23 protein-coding genes and 1 pseudogene are annotated in these 17,129 nt (G+C 36.5%); 22 read left to right on the top strand and 2 right to left on the bottom strand.

Going from position 1 to position 17,129, the window contains the following annotated elements; translation table 11 throughout:
- Window positions 1-41: 41 nt before the first annotated feature.
- The 6 genes from D7D81_RS16875 (at window position 42) to D7D81_RS16850 (ending at window position 3,142) form a co-directional block, all read left to right on the top strand.
- Window positions 42-293 carry a head-tail connector protein gene (locus D7D81_RS16875; protein WP_125991195.1) on the top strand — a complete coding sequence of 84 codons (252 nt, stop codon included), beginning with the start codon at window positions 42-44 and terminating at the stop codon, window positions 291-293.
- Between the two features lies 1 nt (window position 294).
- The gene (locus tag D7D81_RS16870; RefSeq protein WP_125991194.1) at window positions 295-618 is read left to right on the top strand and encodes a hypothetical protein; all 324 of its coding nucleotides are present in this window, start codon (window positions 295-297) and stop codon (window positions 616-618) included.
- Window positions 608-1,099, top strand: coding sequence for an HK97 gp10 family phage protein (locus tag D7D81_RS16865; RefSeq protein ID WP_125991193.1), 492 nt, complete (start codon window positions 608-610; stop codon window positions 1,097-1,099). The genes D7D81_RS16870 and D7D81_RS16865 overlap by 11 nt, the downstream gene beginning before the upstream one ends.
- On the top strand, window positions 1,100-1,540 hold the full coding sequence (locus D7D81_RS16860) for a hypothetical protein (protein WP_125991192.1): 441 nt from the start codon (window positions 1,100-1,102) through the stop codon (window positions 1,538-1,540).
- 168 nt (window positions 1,541-1,708) lie between these two features.
- Window positions 1,709-2,314 carry a BRO-N domain-containing protein gene (locus tag D7D81_RS16855; protein WP_125992320.1) on the top strand — a complete coding sequence of 202 codons (606 nt, stop codon included), beginning with the start codon at window positions 1,709-1,711 and terminating at the stop codon, window positions 2,312-2,314.
- A 216-nt stretch (window positions 2,315-2,530) separates the two neighbouring features.
- Window positions 2,531-3,142 carry a chitobiase/beta-hexosaminidase C-terminal domain-containing protein gene (locus tag D7D81_RS16850; RefSeq protein ID WP_125991191.1) on the top strand — a complete coding sequence of 204 codons (612 nt, stop codon included), beginning with the start codon at window positions 2,531-2,533 and terminating at the stop codon, window positions 3,140-3,142.
- 70 nt (window positions 3,143-3,212) lie between these two features.
- Here D7D81_RS16850 and D7D81_RS16845 read toward each other — a convergent pair whose 3' ends face one another.
- Window positions 3,213-3,593 (bottom strand): helix-turn-helix domain-containing protein, encoded by a 381-nt coding sequence (locus D7D81_RS16845; protein ID WP_125991190.1) that lies wholly within the window; start codon window positions 3,591-3,593, stop codon window positions 3,213-3,215.
- A 179-nt stretch (window positions 3,594-3,772) separates the two neighbouring features.
- Between D7D81_RS16845 and D7D81_RS16840 the strand changes: the two genes are divergently transcribed.
- The 3 genes from D7D81_RS16840 (at window position 3,773) to D7D81_RS19660 (ending at window position 5,025) form a co-directional block, all read left to right on the top strand.
- Window positions 3,773-3,979 carry a helix-turn-helix transcriptional regulator gene (locus D7D81_RS16840; protein WP_125991189.1) on the top strand — a complete coding sequence of 69 codons (207 nt, stop codon included), beginning with the start codon at window positions 3,773-3,775 and terminating at the stop codon, window positions 3,977-3,979.
- A gap of 88 nt (window positions 3,980-4,067) precedes the next feature.
- A complete protein-coding gene (locus tag D7D81_RS16835) occupies window positions 4,068-4,838 on the top strand; it encodes a BRO-N domain-containing protein (protein WP_125991188.1) in 771 nt (256 codons plus the stop codon).
- A 22-nt stretch (window positions 4,839-4,860) separates the two neighbouring features.
- On the top strand, window positions 4,861-5,025 hold the full coding sequence (locus tag D7D81_RS19660) for a hypothetical protein (RefSeq protein WP_164522326.1): 165 nt from the start codon (window positions 4,861-4,863) through the stop codon (window positions 5,023-5,025).
- 33 nt (window positions 5,026-5,058) lie between these two features.
- Here D7D81_RS19660 and D7D81_RS16830 read toward each other — a convergent pair whose 3' ends face one another.
- Entirely contained in the window at window positions 5,059-5,424 is a 366-nt protein-coding gene (locus D7D81_RS16830) for an FxLYD domain-containing protein (RefSeq protein ID WP_125991187.1), read from the bottom strand.
- Between the two features lie 72 nt (window positions 5,425-5,496).
- Between D7D81_RS16830 and D7D81_RS16825 the strand changes: the two genes are divergently transcribed.
- The 13 genes and pseudogenes from D7D81_RS16825 (at window position 5,497) to D7D81_RS16770 (ending at window position 17,127) form a co-directional block, all read left to right on the top strand.
- Complete coding sequence (locus D7D81_RS16825) at window positions 5,497-6,036, top strand: hypothetical protein (protein ID WP_125991186.1); 540 nt, start codon at window positions 5,497-5,499, stop codon at window positions 6,034-6,036.
- Between the two features lie 8 nt (window positions 6,037-6,044).
- A complete protein-coding gene (locus D7D81_RS16820; protein ID WP_125991185.1) occupies window positions 6,045-6,473 on the top strand; it encodes a hypothetical protein in 429 nt (142 codons plus the stop codon).
- A gap of 108 nt (window positions 6,474-6,581) precedes the next feature.
- Window positions 6,582-9,110, top strand: a complete 2,529-nt coding sequence (locus D7D81_RS16815) for a phage tail tape measure protein (RefSeq protein ID WP_164522325.1) — start codon at window positions 6,582-6,584, stop codon at window positions 9,108-9,110.
- Window positions 9,111-9,148: 38 nt separating this feature from the next.
- The gene (locus D7D81_RS16810; RefSeq protein ID WP_125991183.1) at window positions 9,149-9,763 is read left to right on the top strand and encodes a hypothetical protein; all 615 of its coding nucleotides are present in this window, start codon (window positions 9,149-9,151) and stop codon (window positions 9,761-9,763) included.
- A 6-nt stretch (window positions 9,764-9,769) separates the two neighbouring features.
- The gene (locus D7D81_RS16805; protein WP_125991182.1) at window positions 9,770-10,141 is read left to right on the top strand and encodes a hypothetical protein; all 372 of its coding nucleotides are present in this window, start codon (window positions 9,770-9,772) and stop codon (window positions 10,139-10,141) included.
- Window positions 10,142-10,156: 15 nt separating this feature from the next.
- Entirely contained in the window at window positions 10,157-10,774 is a 618-nt protein-coding gene (locus D7D81_RS16800) for a DUF1833 family protein (protein WP_125991181.1), read from the top strand.
- The gene (locus D7D81_RS16795) at window positions 10,767-11,159 is read left to right on the top strand and encodes a C40 family peptidase (RefSeq protein ID WP_205739264.1); all 393 of its coding nucleotides are present in this window, start codon (window positions 10,767-10,769) and stop codon (window positions 11,157-11,159) included. Before D7D81_RS16800 ends, D7D81_RS16795 begins: the two co-directional genes overlap by 8 nt.
- 4 nt (window positions 11,160-11,163) lie before the next feature.
- Window positions 11,164-14,835: a TipJ family phage tail tip protein gene (locus D7D81_RS16790; RefSeq protein ID WP_164522323.1), complete on the top strand. Its 3,672-nt coding sequence runs from the start codon at window positions 11,164-11,166 to the stop codon at window positions 14,833-14,835.
- A gap of 13 nt (window positions 14,836-14,848) precedes the next feature.
- Window positions 14,849-15,994, top strand: coding sequence for a tail fiber protein (locus D7D81_RS16785; RefSeq protein ID WP_205739263.1), 1,146 nt, complete (start codon window positions 14,849-14,851; stop codon window positions 15,992-15,994).
- An 11-nt stretch (window positions 15,995-16,005) separates the two neighbouring features.
- Window positions 16,006-16,146, top strand: a complete 141-nt coding sequence (locus D7D81_RS19655; RefSeq protein ID WP_164522322.1) for a hypothetical protein — start codon at window positions 16,006-16,008, stop codon at window positions 16,144-16,146.
- Entirely contained in the window at window positions 16,124-16,609 is a 486-nt protein-coding gene (locus tag D7D81_RS16780; protein ID WP_125991178.1) for a hypothetical protein, read from the top strand. The genes D7D81_RS19655 and D7D81_RS16780 overlap by 23 nt, the downstream gene beginning before the upstream one ends.
- A gap of 199 nt (window positions 16,610-16,808) precedes the next feature.
- Window positions 16,809-16,925: pseudogene (gene nrdD / locus D7D81_RS16775) on the top strand (anaerobic ribonucleoside-triphosphate reductase); the annotation flags it as partial.
- Window positions 16,926-16,935: 10 nt separating this feature from the next.
- Entirely contained in the window at window positions 16,936-17,127 is a 192-nt protein-coding gene (locus tag D7D81_RS16770) for a hypothetical protein (protein WP_205739261.1), read from the top strand.
- Window positions 17,128-17,129: the final 2 nt, after the last annotated feature.

The raw sequence follows: 17,129 nt of genomic DNA, 5'->3' as shown, positions 1-17,129 counted from the left end.
TATCTTAACGGGTAGCCCCTAAATTATGAGGTGGTGATTATATGACAGATGAAGAAATTAGAGCAGCATATTTAGAGTTAATTAAGGGGTATTGCAACAATAATTTTATAGTGGATGATATAGAAGTTATACCTGCCCCGGTTAATTTAGCTGTGGACAAATTAATGGAAATGGATAGTGTTAATCCCAATTTGAAAAGTCAAACTGAAGGCGGTATAGCAGCATCATATCATGAAAGCCTACCACCTAAAATTAAGATGATGATAGCCCCTTATAGAAAATTGGCGTGGTAACATGGATATAACAATATATAGAGGTTATACAGAGCCGGGATATGACGGAGACGGTAATTGGCAAGATGGTAGTCCTAAAACTATAGCTACAGCTACTGATGTGAGTATACAGCCAAAATCGGGAAGTGAACGAGCTGGCGAGACGGGTACAAAGTACGAAAGCGAGTATACAGCTTATATCATGAAAGATAATCTTACTTTTGAAGATGGATATACTGAAATTAAGCAGGGAGATAACATTAATGACAAATATACTGTAGTATTCCCGGGAGATTGGCCTAACAGCTATCAAAGTGATTTGAAGGTGAAAAGTAATGAAAGTTAGCACAGAATTACAGGGCGTCGAGGAATCTATGCAGAAACTGAACAACTTTATTAAAAATGAAGAAAGAGCGGTTAAAGATGCATTGGAATATGTGCTAAGAGAAATGGTTAATCATGCTAAAAGTCAAGCTGGTGGAAATTATAAAGATAGAACTGGCAACTTAAGAAATAGCATATCAGTTAATATGGATGATATGCAGGAATATGATAAAGATACTAATCCTTCTCTGTTGCAGTCAAAAATTAATAAACTAGAAAAGCCTGTACTGAAAATCAAAGGTAATGATTACGAAGGAGCTATATCAGCAGGGATGGAGTATGCCATCTGGGTGGAAATTAAATCTGGTTATCGAGTTTTGCAGGGAACAATAGATACATTTGAACCTTTGATTGATAAATATTTAGGTGATTATTTATCTGTAGATAAAATAGATATTGATGCAGTAGCAAAGCAAAAATATCTAGAGAAGTATGGTGATTAAATGGATATAAATTTGTTACTTGAAGCCACCCGGCTTAGAATAGCGGGCGATACAGATACAGGAGAACAAGACCTAGGTCAGCTGTTAACTACAATCAAAGCTATAAAAGGGGCTAGAAGGCCAGACAGTATGGCTAATCCTTGTATTACTATTAATGCCCCATCAGCCCCACAAGATGAAGATTATAAGACTATTAACGGGACATTGATTATTAATGTATTTGCTGATAATCATAATAGTGGCAATGCTAATATAGAATTGTTAACACCAGTTGCGGCAAGGATAGAATACTTGTTTGATGATAAGCCACTTACTATAGAAGGATATAACAATTATAACTTAGTCGTACAGGAAACAATGGGCCCGTTATGGGATAGCGATGATCCTGATGAGCATTTCATGAATACAAGAATTAAATTTAACTTGAAACCAGTCAATTAATTTTCTGTGGATGAGGTATATAACGTTTCGTTACCCACCTACGAGGTATGTCCTGTCGTGATGACAGCTCCGCTACCTCTCTTTATAATGTGTAATGCATGTCCGGGTATGTTCCGGGTGCACATTTGTTTTAAAAACATTATAAGGAGTTGGTTTTTAATGCTAAATATCAAAACAGAAAATTGGAATGGTCATAAAATAAGGTTTGTCTGGAACAGCGGAGAATGGTGGGCGGTTGCCAAAGATGTAGCGGGAGTATTGGATTATAGAATGGCTTCTGATATGACTAGAATGTTAGATGAAGAAGAGAAGGGTACGCATAAGGTGAGTACCCCTGGTGGCAAACAAGATATGACTATTATATCGGAAACAGGGATATATGAAGCAGCTTGGAGTAGTAAGAAACCGGAAGCTAAAGAGTTCAAAAGGTGGATAAAAGGGATAATTAAAGAACTTAGACAGGCAACCGGCCTTAAAGGTTTCGAGATATTTCTAATGTTTGATAAAGAACATCAGAAGGAAGCAATGGATAAACTCAAAAGAGGCCTAAATCGGCCAAAGAAAATCAGTTATATTAAGGCTAATACTATAGCAAACAAAGCAATATCAAATATGTATGGATATTCTAAGATGGTTAAAAAAGATGACATGTCCCCTGAAATGCTTGTCAAAAGACAAGATGTTCTTGATGACACAGTTAAATTGATAGAGATAAATGATAAGTTTAATTTAGACATTTCCGTAAGTGAAAAAATATATAACAAATACCATTAAGTACACCTGAATATGGGTGTTTTTTTAATGTCAAAAATTAATTAAGGAAGTGATAATATGGCAGCAACAATGGAAAATTTAGATGTTGGCAAGATAAATCTAGGGCCATGTAGAGTTACATTTGGTGGCGTAGAATTAGGTAGGACACAGGGCGATACCACATTCACATTTACGACTGAATATCAGACACAGTCAACAGAAGAAGACGGGGACATAATGGATATTGTGTTGAATCACACAGGGGAATTATCTGTACCACTAATCTACACAGACCCCGCTTCTATCGCGAACACTGTACCATGGGCTAATCTAACCACTGGGCCTAATGGAGAGGCCAAACTGGAAATAGGTTCAGCAATAGGGCAAGTGATGAATAATTACGCAGATGTGCTAGTTATTCACCCGCTAGCTAAGGACGATGACGACTTATCAGCCGATATATTATTACCATCAGCTTACCCTATGCCTGATACTATGGAAATGACCCATAGCCGGGAAGGCCAGCGGATTAATAACGCTAGATTCAAAGCACAAAAGGATTCAGCAGGCAATTACTTTACTATTGGCGATAATACTGTAGTAAGTATGGTAACTGCTAGCGTTGATTCAGGGACATATGATACGGCACAGAGTGTTGAGCTATCTACAGCTACTACAAATGCGGATATATATTACACTACTGATGGCACAGAGCCTACAACTGGCAGCACCTTATATTCTGGTGCTATTACAGTTGATTCAGCTATGGAAATTAAGGCGTTTGCTACTAAGGCAGATTATGTTGATAGTGGAGTGTCAACATTCTATTATACGGGTACATTGACATAAAAACAGCCCCTTAATTGGGGCTTATCACTCGGCTCAAAATTGAGCTCAGTGAGTTTAATTTTTAGTCAAATTATTTATCTTTTTTAGTTAAGATTGGTCTAAGATATTCAAAAGTATCTGCAATAGCCTTAATATCTTTTGCTGAAAGTCCCTTATTTTTTGCATAGGATAATGCTTCAATGTCTTGTATTTGAAACTCTTTGATTAATTCCTGGATGACTGGCGGCAATGTTTCTTTATCTAGCCCATGGCGTTTATCTGTCTTGCACATAAGATAATCAATTGAACAATTAAAAAAATCAGCCAGTTTTGACACCAATTCCATAGGTGGTTTTCTGTAATTGTTCTCATAATGAGAAAAAGTTACTTTACTAGAATTGAAATTTTTAGCTAATTCGTCTTGGGTGAGGCCTTTTTCTAATCTTAATTCTTTGAGCCGTTCGCCGAACATATTAATCAACCTTTCTTATCTCCTTATGAAATTATTATATACGAAAACAAAACTTTTTTCTATGTTTGTGTTGTAAACGTATATTTTTTAAAAAAATATCTCAAAAAACATTTGACAAGTGTTGTTTTAGGATATATAATATAATTAAAGTTAACAAACACAACACCGGAGGTGAGAAAATGAATAAAATAATAGATCACACTAAAATGAAAGCTTTAATGGTTGAAAAAAATAAAAAACAACGAGATATGGCCAATCACTTAGGTATTAGTTTAAACAGTTTCAATAACAAAGTCAACGGGAATAGAGATTTTACAGAAACAGAAATCAACAAGATTTTAAAATTGTTTGAAACTGAATATGAATATGTTTTTCTGCCTCATTAGTTTCCTTAAACAACACTTTTATATAATTGGGCATAGTTTTCAAAAATCCTTTAGGACTTTAGACCTAAATTAAAAAAGGAGTGGTTAGGTGAACGATTTGCAAATTTTTAAAAATGATTTATTTGGGCAGGTTAGAACAATAGAAATTGATGGTAAAATTTATTTTGTTGCTATCGATATTGCAAGAGCTTTAGACTATAAGGATACAACCAATGCAATTAAACAACATTGTAGGTGGGTGGCAAAACACCACATACCTCATCCGCAGAATCCCAAGAAAAAAATAAAAGTTAATGTAATACCAGAAGGAGACATTTATAGGCTAACCGGCGGTTCCGAATTGCCAGGCGCAGAAAAGTTTGAGTCATGGATATTTGATGAGGTGTTGCCTTCGATCAGAAAAACTGGCGGCTATATTAAAGAAGGTGCAATAGTCACCCGAGTTGAAGTGGCTTCAAAAATAGCACCATGTTTTATTACATTGGGACAAACTTTCGGAATGTCAGAACAGTCGGCAAAGACTTATGCAGTTCAAGAAATGAAAAAATATATTCCAGATATAAATTATGCACCTTTGCTTGAAGGAAATGTAATTGAAGAATCTTTACGCACTCCAACAGAACTAGGAGACCAATACGGGTTGTCGGCCATCAAATTTAACAGGATATTGAGAGATTTAAATTATCAATATAGGGGCAGTGAACACTGGGAAGCTACAGACAAAGGCGAACCATTTTCTGATTTAATTTCACAGGAAGGCCATGGTACAAGGCTTAGTTTACGGTGGACAAAAGATATTTTGGAGCAAGAAGATGTGATTAATGCAATTGAAGAAGAATATTCGGGGATTTGTTGTTAAACAAAAAGGGAGGGGTAATATAATGGGAATCAAACCTAAAGTAGGCGAATTTATACATATTAAAACTGTTGAAATGGAAAAGGATGTTATAACTATTAAATTAAAAGGCCGCACCTTAATATTACTAAACGAAAAGTTAAAACAGCCTGAAAGAGTAATAAAGGAAAAAGTCATGTTAGCAGGATAGAGAAACAGCCCCACAAAGGGGCTTGTCCTGTTTTTAGAATGAATCATAATATTCTATTTTGTATTTAGAATACTGGGAAGGTGGGGTGTCATTGATGTAACCCAAAAATGATTTGGTCATTCCGCTATTAAGATTTTGGATGCAAATATGTGTCATATCTATTATGTTGTCTTTATCATCATAGACAGTTATTTGAAAATAAATAGATTTATAATTGTTTTCTGTGTTATTTGTGATTTCGCCCATAATTTTGGTACTGCTACCCCAAAATTCTTTAAAAACAAGTTTGTCAAATATATAAATGTTATCCCCGTTAGAATTTTTTATTGTGACTTGACCAGCGTTAGCAGATATAGAGAATACAACAAGAGCTAATAAAATTAACAAGATTTTTTTCATAACGAATCACTCCTTTTTACAGATTTATTATAACATGTTTTGTTAAAAAAATACAATTTGGAGGTCGATTAAATGGCATTTTTAAACATTAGCAAGAATGAAAATAAGGATTTAACTAAATCAAAAATAGTCAAAGTAACCTTTATTAAAGATTTGGACAATGTTGATATATCCAATGTTAAGGGTGGAATAAAAGAAGAAACACGCAAGGTGTTAATTAAAAAAGCCCCATTAGGCAAGTGGCATGAATTATCATTGTTGCTTGAAAAGTTTTTTGATTTATTTAAGGAGTTTCTACAAGAACAAGGGGTAGAAGATACAGATAAGTTTTTTGAGAATTTGACAGTAAAAAAACTAATAGATATATTCCCCAAGTTTATATCTGGAATATACAAATTTGCCATAGATGAAATAATAGAATTTATATCAATAGGGACAGGATTAGATGAAGAGTTTATATGTAATAATCTAGACATGGAGGAAACTTTTGAAATTATAAAGGCTATTATTGAAGTTAACGGACTTATAAAGGTAGGTCAAGAAGTAAAAAACTTGATAAAACTTCCCAAACAGATACAGGAATGGATGGGGAGGAATTTTTCAGAGAAATAATATTAAAATTGATTGATATAAAAGGTATGAGTAAGAGGGAAGTATTAGAACAAATATATCCCGATGAAATAGAAATTATTTTTAAACAACACGCCCAACAACAACAGCTACAGGAAATTAAACGATATGAAGGTTATCTGTGGAGTATGCGGGCAGTTGCAGCAGGAATGGGCGGGGAAACAAAGGATGGAAAATCGTTATATGAAGTATACACAAAAGAGCTAATCAATAACATCAAAAAGTTATCTGATATAGAAGATGATAGCAGTAGTTTTGATGTAAACGAGGCTTATTATGAATATGAGAAATTGAAGAATAAGGATAATCTTACTGTAGAAGAAGAACAGAGAAAAGCAGAGCTTAAACAACAGCTAGATGAACATATAAATAATGAGATTAACAAGTTGAAGAAAATACAGCAGAAACAACCCACCTGAAATGGTGGTTTTTTAATGCCCACAGAAAGAAGGTGAACCATGGCAAGCGTGACTTTAGGAAGCCTTATATATTATATAAGGGCTAAAAATTCAGATTTTGATAAAAAAATGAAGCAAACCGAGTCTAGGTTAGATAAATTCAGCAAAAAAGCAGAGCAAGTTGGCAAAAAGATGACAAAATACTTAACTGTTCCTATAGCTACATTAGCTACTACTGTATCTAAGTTTGGTATGGATTTTGAAGACTCTATGAATCAATCACTAGCTATAATGGATAATGTTTCCGATAAGATGCGGAAAAGAATGGAAAATACAGCTAGACAAGTAGCTTTAACAGTTGATAAAAGTGCAAAAGAGGCAGCAGAATCCTATTTCTATCTTGCTAGTGCTGGTTTAGATGCAGAACAATCAATTGCAGCATTACCGGAAGTGGCCCAATTTGCTACAGCAGGGCAGTTTGATATGGCTAAAGCTACTGACCTGCTTACAGATGCCCAGAGCGCATTAGGTTTGAGCGTCGAAGATGCTTCGCAGAATATGAATAATCTAGTTAAAGTATCAGATGTATTAGTTAAGGCCAACACACTAGCAAATGCAAGTGTAGAACAGTTTTCCGAAGCGTTAACAACTAAAGCCGGGGCAGCATTAAAAACTGCAAATAAATCACTAGAAGAAGGTGTAGCAGTATTGGCTGCTTTTGCTGACCAGGGCATAAAAGGTCAAGCGGCTGGTGAACAATTTAGTATAGCAATGAGATACTTGCAGGAAGCCGCTATTAACAATAAAGAAGCATTGCAAGAGTATAATGTAGAAATATTTGATAGTACCGGGAAAATGAGAAACATGGCGGACATAGTGGGAAGTTTAGAGAACGCATTAGATGGTATGAGTGACGAACAAAAAGCTGCGGCACTACAGGCAATGGGGTTTTCTGCTAGAGTACAGAATGTCATTAAAGTGCTGTTAGGCCTATCAGATGAAATAAGAAATTATGAAGAAGAACTAAATAATGCTGGTGGGATAACTGATAAAGTAGCAAAAAAACAGATGGAATCAATGCTAAAACAATTAGGTCTGCTTAAAGATGGTGCCATTGATGCAGCTTTATCATTATACGATTTTGCTAAACCAACTATTGGCGAAGTTGTAATTCCAGCTGTACAAACCCTTGTTGAAAAACTAAGGGATATATCTGACTGGTTTGGTAAATTAGACCCTAATATACAGAAAGTAATAGGTAGTTTGTTATTATTATCAGCAACCATTGGCCCCTTAACGTGGACTTTTGGCAAGTTATCTGGTTTAGTTGGTCTGCTGGCTGAAACAAATGTTGCTTTTGCTTTTAGAGCATGGGCGGGAGGCGCAGCTACAGCATCAGAAGCTATCGGCTTTTTAGCAAATGCTTTTAAGCCATTTTTAATTGGTGGAACAGTTATAGTGGGTATAAAACTTCTTTATGATTACCTAACCAAAATAAGAAATGAAGTATTTGGTTTAGGCAAAGATGTTAATACAATGAATCTTCAACAGGTAGATGACAATATAGCCAAAGTTGAAAAAAGATTAAATGACTTAAGAGAATTGTTTGCTAAAAGGAATATTAATCCTGAGGATTACGAAGAGGGTAGCATGGCATATCTTAACTTACCTTCGAGAATGAGAGGGTTTATAGACCAGTATAATCAGATGACAAAAAGGCAGAAAGAGTTAAAAGCACAGAGAGAACAATTAATTAAGCAACAAGAATTATTAAACAGATTAGAGAGCGGGGGAGATGGTGATTCTGGCGGGGGAGGCGGTTTAGGAAGTCCGACACAGAATCTATCTGATTATCAAAAAGCTATCAATGATTTTGAGCACACCATGGCTATGGGTGGTATGTCATTGGAAGACCAACTATCAACCTTAAGTGATCTGTATAATATATTAACCGATAAACAAGACGCCTTAAACAAAGGTATAGAAATAGATATGACAGAAAAAGAACTGGCTAGTGCAATGACCGAACTAGAAGAAAGAATGTACTCTATCACAGAAGAGATACATAAGAAGGCTATAGACACAGCTGTAGACGATATGGCAGACAGTTTTTCTAGGGGAGAAACCAATATTGAAGATTATATTTCTTTTCTAGAAAAGAAACTAGAAGATGTACAAAAAAACGAAAATCTATCATATGACACTAGAGAACAGTATGCACAGCAGTTTAACGACAGAATAATGCAGTTGGAATATCAGAGAGAAACTGGTATACAGTCTCTTAATAAAAAATTTGCAGATAAACAATATAAACTTGATGCTGATAAGTTAGATAACAAAAAACGCACATTGAATCAAGAAAGAGATGATATTAAAGAGCAATATAAAGAACTATTAGGCAACACAAAGGAATACGAAGAAAAAGCTAAGGAAATAGATGATTTATACCGCAGATTAAGGTTGCAAGCAGAAAAGGAATATCTGGCAGAAATAGAAGCTGAAAATGATAGGATAATGGATTATAAATATCAATCTAATGAAATTAGTCTTAAAGAATATAAAAGTTATCTGGAAGAAAGATTAATACAATTTAAGAAATATTCTACAGAATGGATAAGCATTAAAAATAAATTAGACAATCTGGAATCAGGGGCATAACAGGAGAAACTACAACTGATTTTTACGGGGAATATCTTATGTCTAATATGTTTAAGAACGATACAGAGAGTTCCTTTAATTGGCTGACGGATTACCTTGTAGATGTAGGCTATAAAATCGAAGATGCGAATCAGGCGTTTTTAAACTGGAAAGATAATCTAAGCAGTGGCCTAACTGATGTAATAGTTAAAGGCGAGAGTTTTCTTGATGTGTTAAATAACATAGCCGAACAGATAGCTAGTATGATTATTACTAAGGGTCTTACTCAACCGTTCACTGATTTTATATTAGGTGGCATAGGATTAAGCGGAACAGCCCACACAGGCGGAGTAGTAACCGTTAATGGCTTAGAAACGTTTCATACTGGCGGCATGGTAGGGAATACCCCTCTAAAATCTGATGAAAAGATAATTAAAACTAAGGTAGGGGAAATTATCCTTAATGAAGACCAGCAGAAAGGAATAGTCAACACTCAGAAAATTGGTTCGGCAGCACAGCCTAATGTAAATGTTGAAGTAGTCAATAATACCGGGACGCCAGTCAAGACACGTAGCGAAACGCAATTTGACGGGACAAGAACTGTAGTAAGAATGTTCATGGAAGGATATGCCCGAAACATGGAGGGTGTTCAAGATGTATTCAAAAGAAGGTGATTTTAAATGGCGTTAGCAGTATTTCCTGATATAACACCCCCTATGACCCCTGGCGAAGAACCTGAAGACCCCGGAATTTCTACACAAATGGAAAACGGAATAGTAATAAGCAGGGCGCGATATACAAGGTCGCGTCTTACTTTTTATCTGACATGGGGAGACAAAAATGCCTTGCCCGCCGCCGAAAAAGATATATTGTTAGACTTCTACAGAAACACGGTTAAGGGGAGTAGTGAAATGTTTGAATGGACATGCAATTCAAAGTTTAGTTCTTTCTATGAACAGACTTTTACAGTTAGATTTGTTGGTTCTGCCCCCAAGTTTGAAAAAGTTACTTTGGGATTCTGGAGAACGGAAATAACATTGCAAGAGATATAGAAAGGGGGGCAATCAATGAATAGCTTAAGTGCAATAGCAAAATTAGAAAAGAACAAAATATCATCTACTGGTGCATGGTTGGTCTTGATAGAAATACAGTTTCAAGGTGAGACAATAAGGGTAGTTAACAACACGGAAGATATAGAATGGCCGGCCGGTTCTGGAACTATCTGGGTAGCTTTTCCCTTTGAATTGGGAGAAGTCAACGAAAATTCAGATGGAGAGTTGCCTTCTCTAAAGTTAAAAGTTTCTAATGTAACCAGAACAGTACAGCAGTATCTTGAAGAATATGCAGGTGGTACTGATGCTACAGTAATATTGAGGGTGGTAATGTCAGAACATCTAGAACTAGAAACACCCGAGCTTGAAGAAACTTTCAGCGTAAAAAGTACCAACACCAATGCACAATGGGCTACTTTCAATCTTGGCCCTAATTGTGCAATGACTCAAAGGATACCCCCTAATAAATATATGCAAAATTTCTGTTCTTACAAATATAAGGGAATTGAATGCGGATACAGCGGTAACAAAATGTCATGTAATAAAACTCTAACAGATTGCAGAGCACATAATAATAGTGTCAGGTTTGGCGGTTTTCCTGGTATACCGGGGGCAGGTGGATTGTATGTCTGATATTAGTTTTGTTGACCTGTTAGGCAAACCTTTTGTTAATGGTGGCAGAGGACCTGATAATTTTGACTGTTACGGTTTGGCTACAGAAGTATTCAGTAGGTTCGGGGTAGATATTCCTGATTATAAAATATCCTGTGAGAATGCTAGCAAAATTGATTCTACCATTAATACAGAAAAAGTAGCCACGTGGAAAGAATGCGAAGGGCCACAAGCACCCTCGTTGGTTGTTTTGAGATTCAATAGTCATCTAATTAATCATGTGGGTGTATATATTGGTTCTGGCAGATTCATTCACACAGCAAGGAAAACAGGAGTTAGAATAGACAAATTAGATGACCTCTACTGGAAACACAGAATTCACGGGTTTTATGTCCCTAAAGGGTGATATTATGATTAACCTAGTAATAGTCAAAAATCCATTCAAAACAGATAAGGAAATTAAGCAGGTTAGTTATGTTCCGGAACAACCTGTTTTTTCATATATACAACCTCATTTCATGGGTGTAGAAGTGGTAATATCTCATAACGGGAAGATTGTTTCAGAAAATGAGTATAAAACGCTTGTACCTTCTCCTGGTGATTATATAGCTGTCTGTCCTGTTATCGAAGGGGGAGGGGGCGATGGCAAGGATATTGGCAGAACCCTTGCTGTAATTGGCCTTTCAATAATAACTTTAGGTGTAGGCTCTGTGGCTGCTGGCGGTGCATTTTTCGGCGGTGTTGGTGCGTCAGGATGGGGGATAGGTTCATGGCTGGCGGCTGCAGGTGTTCAAATTGCTGGAGGATACTTAATTAACAAAATGTTTCCAACTGGTCAAACAGGCAGTGATTACGAAATGGAACAGACTTATGCTTGGTCTGAACAATCTCCAACAGATACAGAAGGCAAGGCTATACCTATTACTTTCGGAACAGTTAGAATGGGTGTTATGGCCCCTATTCAAATGTTATCAAGGCACGTGACAGCTAACGGAAAAAAACAATATATGAGTATGCTGCTATGCGGTGGAGAAGGGCCTGTTGATTCTATAAGTGACTTAACTATCAATGATAATCCCCATACTAATTACGATGGCGTAACATATGAAACGAGATATGGCACTAATGCCCAGCCCGTTATATCAAACTTCAATGATACTTATTTCACTCAGTCAGTTAGTTATGAATTGAAAAAAGGAGCCTCCCCTTCTGTTAATCAACTAGATGGCGAGTATGAAGGAATAGAAATTACACTTAATTTCCCTTCTGGGCTATACGACTCTGACGATGGTGACATAGATGATAATTGGGTTGATGTAGTGTTGAGATATAGACTTGTTGGCAGTTCAACTTGGAATTATTGGGGCAAAAAAAGAATATCTGGCGAGTATACATATGCTTTCAAACGTTCTTGCACTATTAACAATCTGCCTAAAGGTCAATATGAAGTGTCTGTTCAATGCACAGGAATAGACCACGAAGGTACAGGAGACGCCAACACTGTATATTGGACAGCATTGACAGGAATAATCTATGATGATTTTGTATACCCAAACAAAGTGCTTGTAGGCCTGAAAGCATTAGCAACTGACCAACTATCAGGAAGTATGCCGACTATACACTGGACACAGACAAGAAATAATGTCTGGGTGTGGAATCCTAATACTAACCAATATGAACAGAAGGCGGCTAATAACCCAGCATGGGCCTGTTATGACCTCATACACAGATGTAGAAGATTGAAGAATATCAATACAGGTCAATATGAACACGTTGTTTCTGGTATTCCGGCAGCAAGAATAGATTATCAGGCCTTTGTGGATTGGGCAGAGTTTTGTAATGATAGGAAGCTGTATTATAACGGTGTAATCTATGAGACTAGTACATTGTGGGATTCGCTTGAAGAACCGGAAAGGACAGGCAGAGGTCGAGTTTTGATGAGGGGGACAAAGTTTTCATGTGTTTGTGATGCCCTCGGTGAACCAGTACAATTATTCAATATCTCTAACATGAAACTTGATACTTTTCAGGAAGAATTTCTAGGAACAGAAGATAGAGCAAATGCTCTGGAAATAACTTTTTTCAATACTGACAATAATTATGAAGATACTACTATACCTGTCTATGGGCCCGGTTATGATGAATCTACATCTATTGAAAACCCGACACAGGTCACGCTTGATTCTGCTATGACATTAGACCAGGCTTATCGATATGGGGCTTATCAATTGAGAGTCAACTATTATATTAATAGAACAGTTTCGTGGACAGCTGATATAGATGCTATTGCCTGTCAGGCTGGGGACGTTATTTTGCTACAGCATGATGTACCCCGATGGGGAGAAGGCGGAAGAATAGTTTCTGCTACAGTTGGAACAGTAACCCTTGATAAGAAAGTAGACCTTTCTCCTGATACAGATTATTCTATTATGATAAGACTACAAGATGATACATTAATAGAGAGGTCTATCAGGGGTGTAACAGAGGAAACTACAACAGATACATTAACAGTTGCTGAACCATTTATTTCTATACCGCAAGAATACGATATATATTCGTTTGGAGAAGTCGAAAAGGTCGCCAAACCATTTAGGCTGACTTCAATTAGCCGGGAAGGCGATTTCCGATGTAAATTACAAGCAACGGAATATATAGAAGAAGTATATGGCGAAGCAGAAAATATACCGATTATTGATTATACTACTGATAGTTTGTTTTTTGAAGTAGAAGAATTATCAACAAAAGAGCAAACTTTCATGAAAAATGATGGTACTACAACTAGTCAATTGTGGTGTTCTTGGTCTATCCCCCGTGGAAAATCGGCTGACGAATATTATATATATTACAGCAATGATGGAGAAAATTGGAATTATATAGGCAGTACTATAGAAAACAGTTTCAATATTGATGAAGTTAGAGTTGGGAAAATATATTATGTGAAAATTTGTGTTAAGGTAGGGGTTTATATTTCCCCAGGGCAAATATCTGATTCTGTATATATAACCGGAAAAGATAGCCTTCCTACCGCCCCGGCTAGTTTGACTGTATCGCAACAGGGAACCGGTGTAATATTTAGATGGTCACAGGTTGATGAACCGGATATTATTGGGTATGAAATTAGACGTGGCGCAGATTGGTCAAGCGGTGAAATGATGGGAACTAAACTAACCGGAGATAGATGGACTTCAAACAACGAAGTAGATGGAACATATAGATACATGATTAAGTCAATAGACAGAATAGGCCAATATTCTAATAGCTATGTTTCTACTATATTTGAGGTTAGTGGGACCAGAAATGAGCTCAATGTATTAGAGGAAAGAGACGAATTAGCTAACATAGATAACGCTACACTTGACAATCTAGACAAAATTAATGACAGAATAACTTTTCATCATATGTTTACATTAGACGACTTAGAAGGTTATTCCCTTGATGATTGGCCCAATCTTGATGCTTTTGCAGACGGATTGCTTGATTACAACGGATACGCCGAGTATATATCAGAATCAATAGATACAGGTCACATAGGAAAGACAGGTATTAGAATCAACAAAGACTGGTATTTTGAAGATTTAGGTTTAAGTTTACTTAGTTTCCCGGATAAAAGTCTTGATGACTTCCCTAATTATTCATTAGACAACCCGCCGGCAATATATGAAACAGAAATATATATGAGATTTTCAGATGACAATGCCGAATGGACCGATTGGCAAAGTTATCTTACAGGCGAATATACATTCCGTTACGTTCAATTCAAAATAACATTTCAAGTTGAAACCGAAACTGCCGATTTTGATTTCAATGAATTTGTTGAAATATTTGACGTGCCTGATATTGAACTTGAAATCGAAAATATAACTGTTCCAGTCGGAGGTGCAACACTAACTTATAGCGATTATGATACTTATTTTTATAATACCCCGAAAGGATATAATCATTTCATAATGCAAGACGGAAGTACTATGAAATATGCAAAATTTACAAACAGAACAAATGAAAGTGTTGATATACAGGTGCTCGATATTAATAACACTGATGTAGGTGGAACAATAGAACAATTGACAATAGAAGGATATTAGAAAGGGTGATAAGATGTCTCAAACTTTTCATGGAACACTTGAAGATATGGGTGTTAATGGCCCAACATTGAAACAATACTTATACGATAATTGGCAAGCAATAGTAACACAATGGGCAGGTATTAACCCTCCCGATAACCCGTATCCCGGGCAACCGTGGCTGGATATTTCAAAAGGATGGAGTAATGCTGTTCTTAAGTTTTGGAATGGCTCGAGTTGGATATTTCAAAACGAGTACAACCCCTATATAGAAGATTTAAAATTAGCTAGAATGGCCAAAGATACATTATGGCAATTTCTAAGCGTAGCACATAATCCAGATGGATCTTTGAAATCGGCGCAGGCTGAAAATCTAACTGAATGGGTTGATTCAGCATTAACAGCTACTTATGTTAGCGCTACAGAATTCAGTGTAGGAGGTGATCAGACAGATATATTCGTACAGAATAGAAAAATCAAGGCTACTCTTGATGCAAGTGTAGTATATTCTGCAATAGATACATCTAACTATGATGATACAGGAGATGAAACAACTGTTACATTAGTTGACGCTGTATTAGACGACACATTGCAAGCTATTGAATATGGTCTTGTTAAACCTGGCGATAGTGGAAGTTTGCCGAGGTTGATTGCTTCTGTAATTGATTTTGATGACAGTAATGTTTCGTTTTTCGCATCAGAAATACAAACAGCTATAGAAAATTTGAATTTGGCTACAACGCCAACTGGTTCAGTATTTCATTTTGCTGCTTCAAGTCCTCCTCCTGGCTATCTTGAATGCAACGGTGCGGAAATATCAAGAACAACTTATGCAGACTTATATAGTGTTATAGGTACTACATTTGGCGAAGGAGATGGCTCTACTACTTTCAATATACCCGATCTTCGTGGCGAGTTCATTCGTGGTTATGATAATGGTCGGGGCGTTGATAGCGGGCGTGAGTTGGGGAGTTGGCAGAGCGAAGAATTGAAGAGTCATAGTCATGGGTACACTAGAGCTTGGTCGGGCAATAATAATGCAATGTGGCATCCAAACACAACAGCTGGTATTGCTACCGGTTCAGACAATCTTACAGAAGGCGGTAACGCAATACTGGATACAGGTGGCAGCGAAACCCGCCCCCGCAACGTGACATTGTTACCTTGTATCAAATATTAGGAGGCTTGAAAATGGAAAAATTGAAGAATGAAATTTTAATATCTGAAGTACCTGGTTATCCTTGCTTCAAAGGTCATTATTATGAATTTAAACTTGACAATCCAAAAATAGTTGAAAAGGATGACAAAAATGCAAATATATCATTATCATAGAGAAACAGGAGAATTGTTAGGAGAAAGCACAGCAAGAGAAAATCCGCTTGAGGAAGGGGAATATCTTATCCCAGCTTATGCGACAAATATAGAGCCGAGCGAGACGGGCGAAAATGAAGTAGCTATATTTAATGTGGACAATCAGAAATGGAATGTAGTAGCAGACTATAGAGGGCAGACTTTCTGGGATACTGACAGGAATAAGCATGAAATTGCAGAGCTAGGAATAGAGCCAGACCCAGCATGGCTGATAGAAGAACCACCACTAAGTGAGGAGGAAATAGCAAAAATGGAATTAGAAAGGCAACTAAAAACTTTAATCACAGAATTTGATAGTCTTTGCCTCGCACACGGAAAATTATTAGCGCTAGGTTCAGATCAAACGTCAATAGATGAACTAAAAAGTGAAATTCAAACAAAATTACAGGAAGTGAGTGATATTAATGAGCAATTATACAGTTAATGTATGGATACCTTGCAGAGTGTGTGGCTGGAATGTATATGGCCTAGACCGTTGTCCTATCTGCGGTACACCTGTTAATAGTCAGAGCGAAACATCGCAAGAAACAGCCGAAGATTCAACAGAAGAATAGCCCTTAGTGGGTTGTTCTTTTCTTTTGTGAAAATAATCAAAATTGGAGTTGATTATTAACGTGAAAAGGCAAAGATGCGAAGTATATAGCAGAGTTGTTGGATTTCTGACACCAGTTTCACAGTGGAATGTAGGTAAGAAAGAGGAATTTAAGGATAGGGAAAATTATGATAAACAGTTGAGGTGAAGACATGGATATGGAATTAATTGCGGAAAAATTGTCAGATCATAATGCTAGATTAGAAAGTCTTGAAAAATATGAAAAAAAGCAGAATGGCTCACTACAGCGCATGGAAACAAAAGTCGATAAATTGTTATATTGGTTGCTAGCAAGTACATTTACAATAGTGATGTTTCTAATTGGCTTGTTGGTTAAGTTGAAAGGGTGATA

Source organism: Halocella sp. SP3-1 (genome assembly GCF_003953885.1).
GTDB lineage: Bacteria > Bacillota > Halanaerobiia > Halanaerobiales > DTU029 > Iocasia > Iocasia fonsfrigidae.
The sequence above is the reverse complement of the archived record's forward strand: the minus strand, read 5'-3'. Positions and strand labels throughout refer to the sequence as shown.

Coding starts and splice junctions, on each gene's coding strand:
- D7D81_RS16810 (WP_125991183.1), top strand. CDS start 9,149: ATGTCTAATATGTTTAAGAACGATACAGAGAGTTCCTTTAATTGGCTG.
- D7D81_RS16790 (WP_164522323.1), top strand. CDS start 11,164: ATGATTAACCTAGTAATAGTCAAAAATCCATTCAAAACAGATAAGGAA.
- D7D81_RS16800 (WP_125991181.1), top strand. CDS start 10,157: ATGAATAGCTTAAGTGCAATAGCAAAATTAGAAAAGAACAAAATATCA.
- D7D81_RS16840 (WP_125991189.1), top strand. CDS start 3,773: ATGAATAAAATAATAGATCACACTAAAATGAAAGCTTTAATGGTTGAA.
- D7D81_RS16875 (WP_125991195.1), top strand. CDS start 42: ATGACAGATGAAGAAATTAGAGCAGCATATTTAGAGTTAATTAAGGGG.
- D7D81_RS16780 (WP_125991178.1), top strand. CDS start 16,124: ATGCAAATATATCATTATCATAGAGAAACAGGAGAATTGTTAGGAGAA.
- D7D81_RS16795 (WP_205739264.1), top strand. CDS start 10,767: ATGTCTGATATTAGTTTTGTTGACCTGTTAGGCAAACCTTTTGTTAAT.
- D7D81_RS16865 (WP_125991193.1), top strand. CDS start 608: ATGAAAGTTAGCACAGAATTACAGGGCGTCGAGGAATCTATGCAGAAA.
- D7D81_RS16860 (WP_125991192.1), top strand. CDS start 1,100: ATGGATATAAATTTGTTACTTGAAGCCACCCGGCTTAGAATAGCGGGC.
- D7D81_RS16770 (WP_205739261.1), top strand. CDS start 16,936: ATGGAATTAATTGCGGAAAAATTGTCAGATCATAATGCTAGATTAGAA.
- D7D81_RS16870 (WP_125991194.1), top strand. CDS start 295: ATGGATATAACAATATATAGAGGTTATACAGAGCCGGGATATGACGGA.
- D7D81_RS16815 (WP_164522325.1), top strand. CDS start 6,582: ATGAAGCAAACCGAGTCTAGGTTAGATAAATTCAGCAAAAAAGCAGAG.
- D7D81_RS16805 (WP_125991182.1), top strand. CDS start 9,770: ATGGCGTTAGCAGTATTTCCTGATATAACACCCCCTATGACCCCTGGC.
- D7D81_RS16830 (WP_125991187.1), bottom strand. CDS start 5,424: ATGAAAAAAATCTTGTTAATTTTATTAGCTCTTGTTGTATTCTCTATA.
- D7D81_RS16845 (WP_125991190.1), bottom strand. CDS start 3,593: ATGTTCGGCGAACGGCTCAAAGAATTAAGATTAGAAAAAGGCCTCACC.
- D7D81_RS16850 (WP_125991191.1), top strand. CDS start 2,531: ATGGATATTGTGTTGAATCACACAGGGGAATTATCTGTACCACTAATC.
- D7D81_RS16825 (WP_125991186.1), top strand. CDS start 5,497: ATGGCATTTTTAAACATTAGCAAGAATGAAAATAAGGATTTAACTAAA.
- D7D81_RS19660 (WP_164522326.1), top strand. CDS start 4,861: ATGGGAATCAAACCTAAAGTAGGCGAATTTATACATATTAAAACTGTT.
- D7D81_RS16785 (WP_205739263.1), top strand. CDS start 14,849: ATGTCTCAAACTTTTCATGGAACACTTGAAGATATGGGTGTTAATGGC.
- D7D81_RS19655 (WP_164522322.1), top strand. CDS start 16,006: ATGGAAAAATTGAAGAATGAAATTTTAATATCTGAAGTACCTGGTTAT.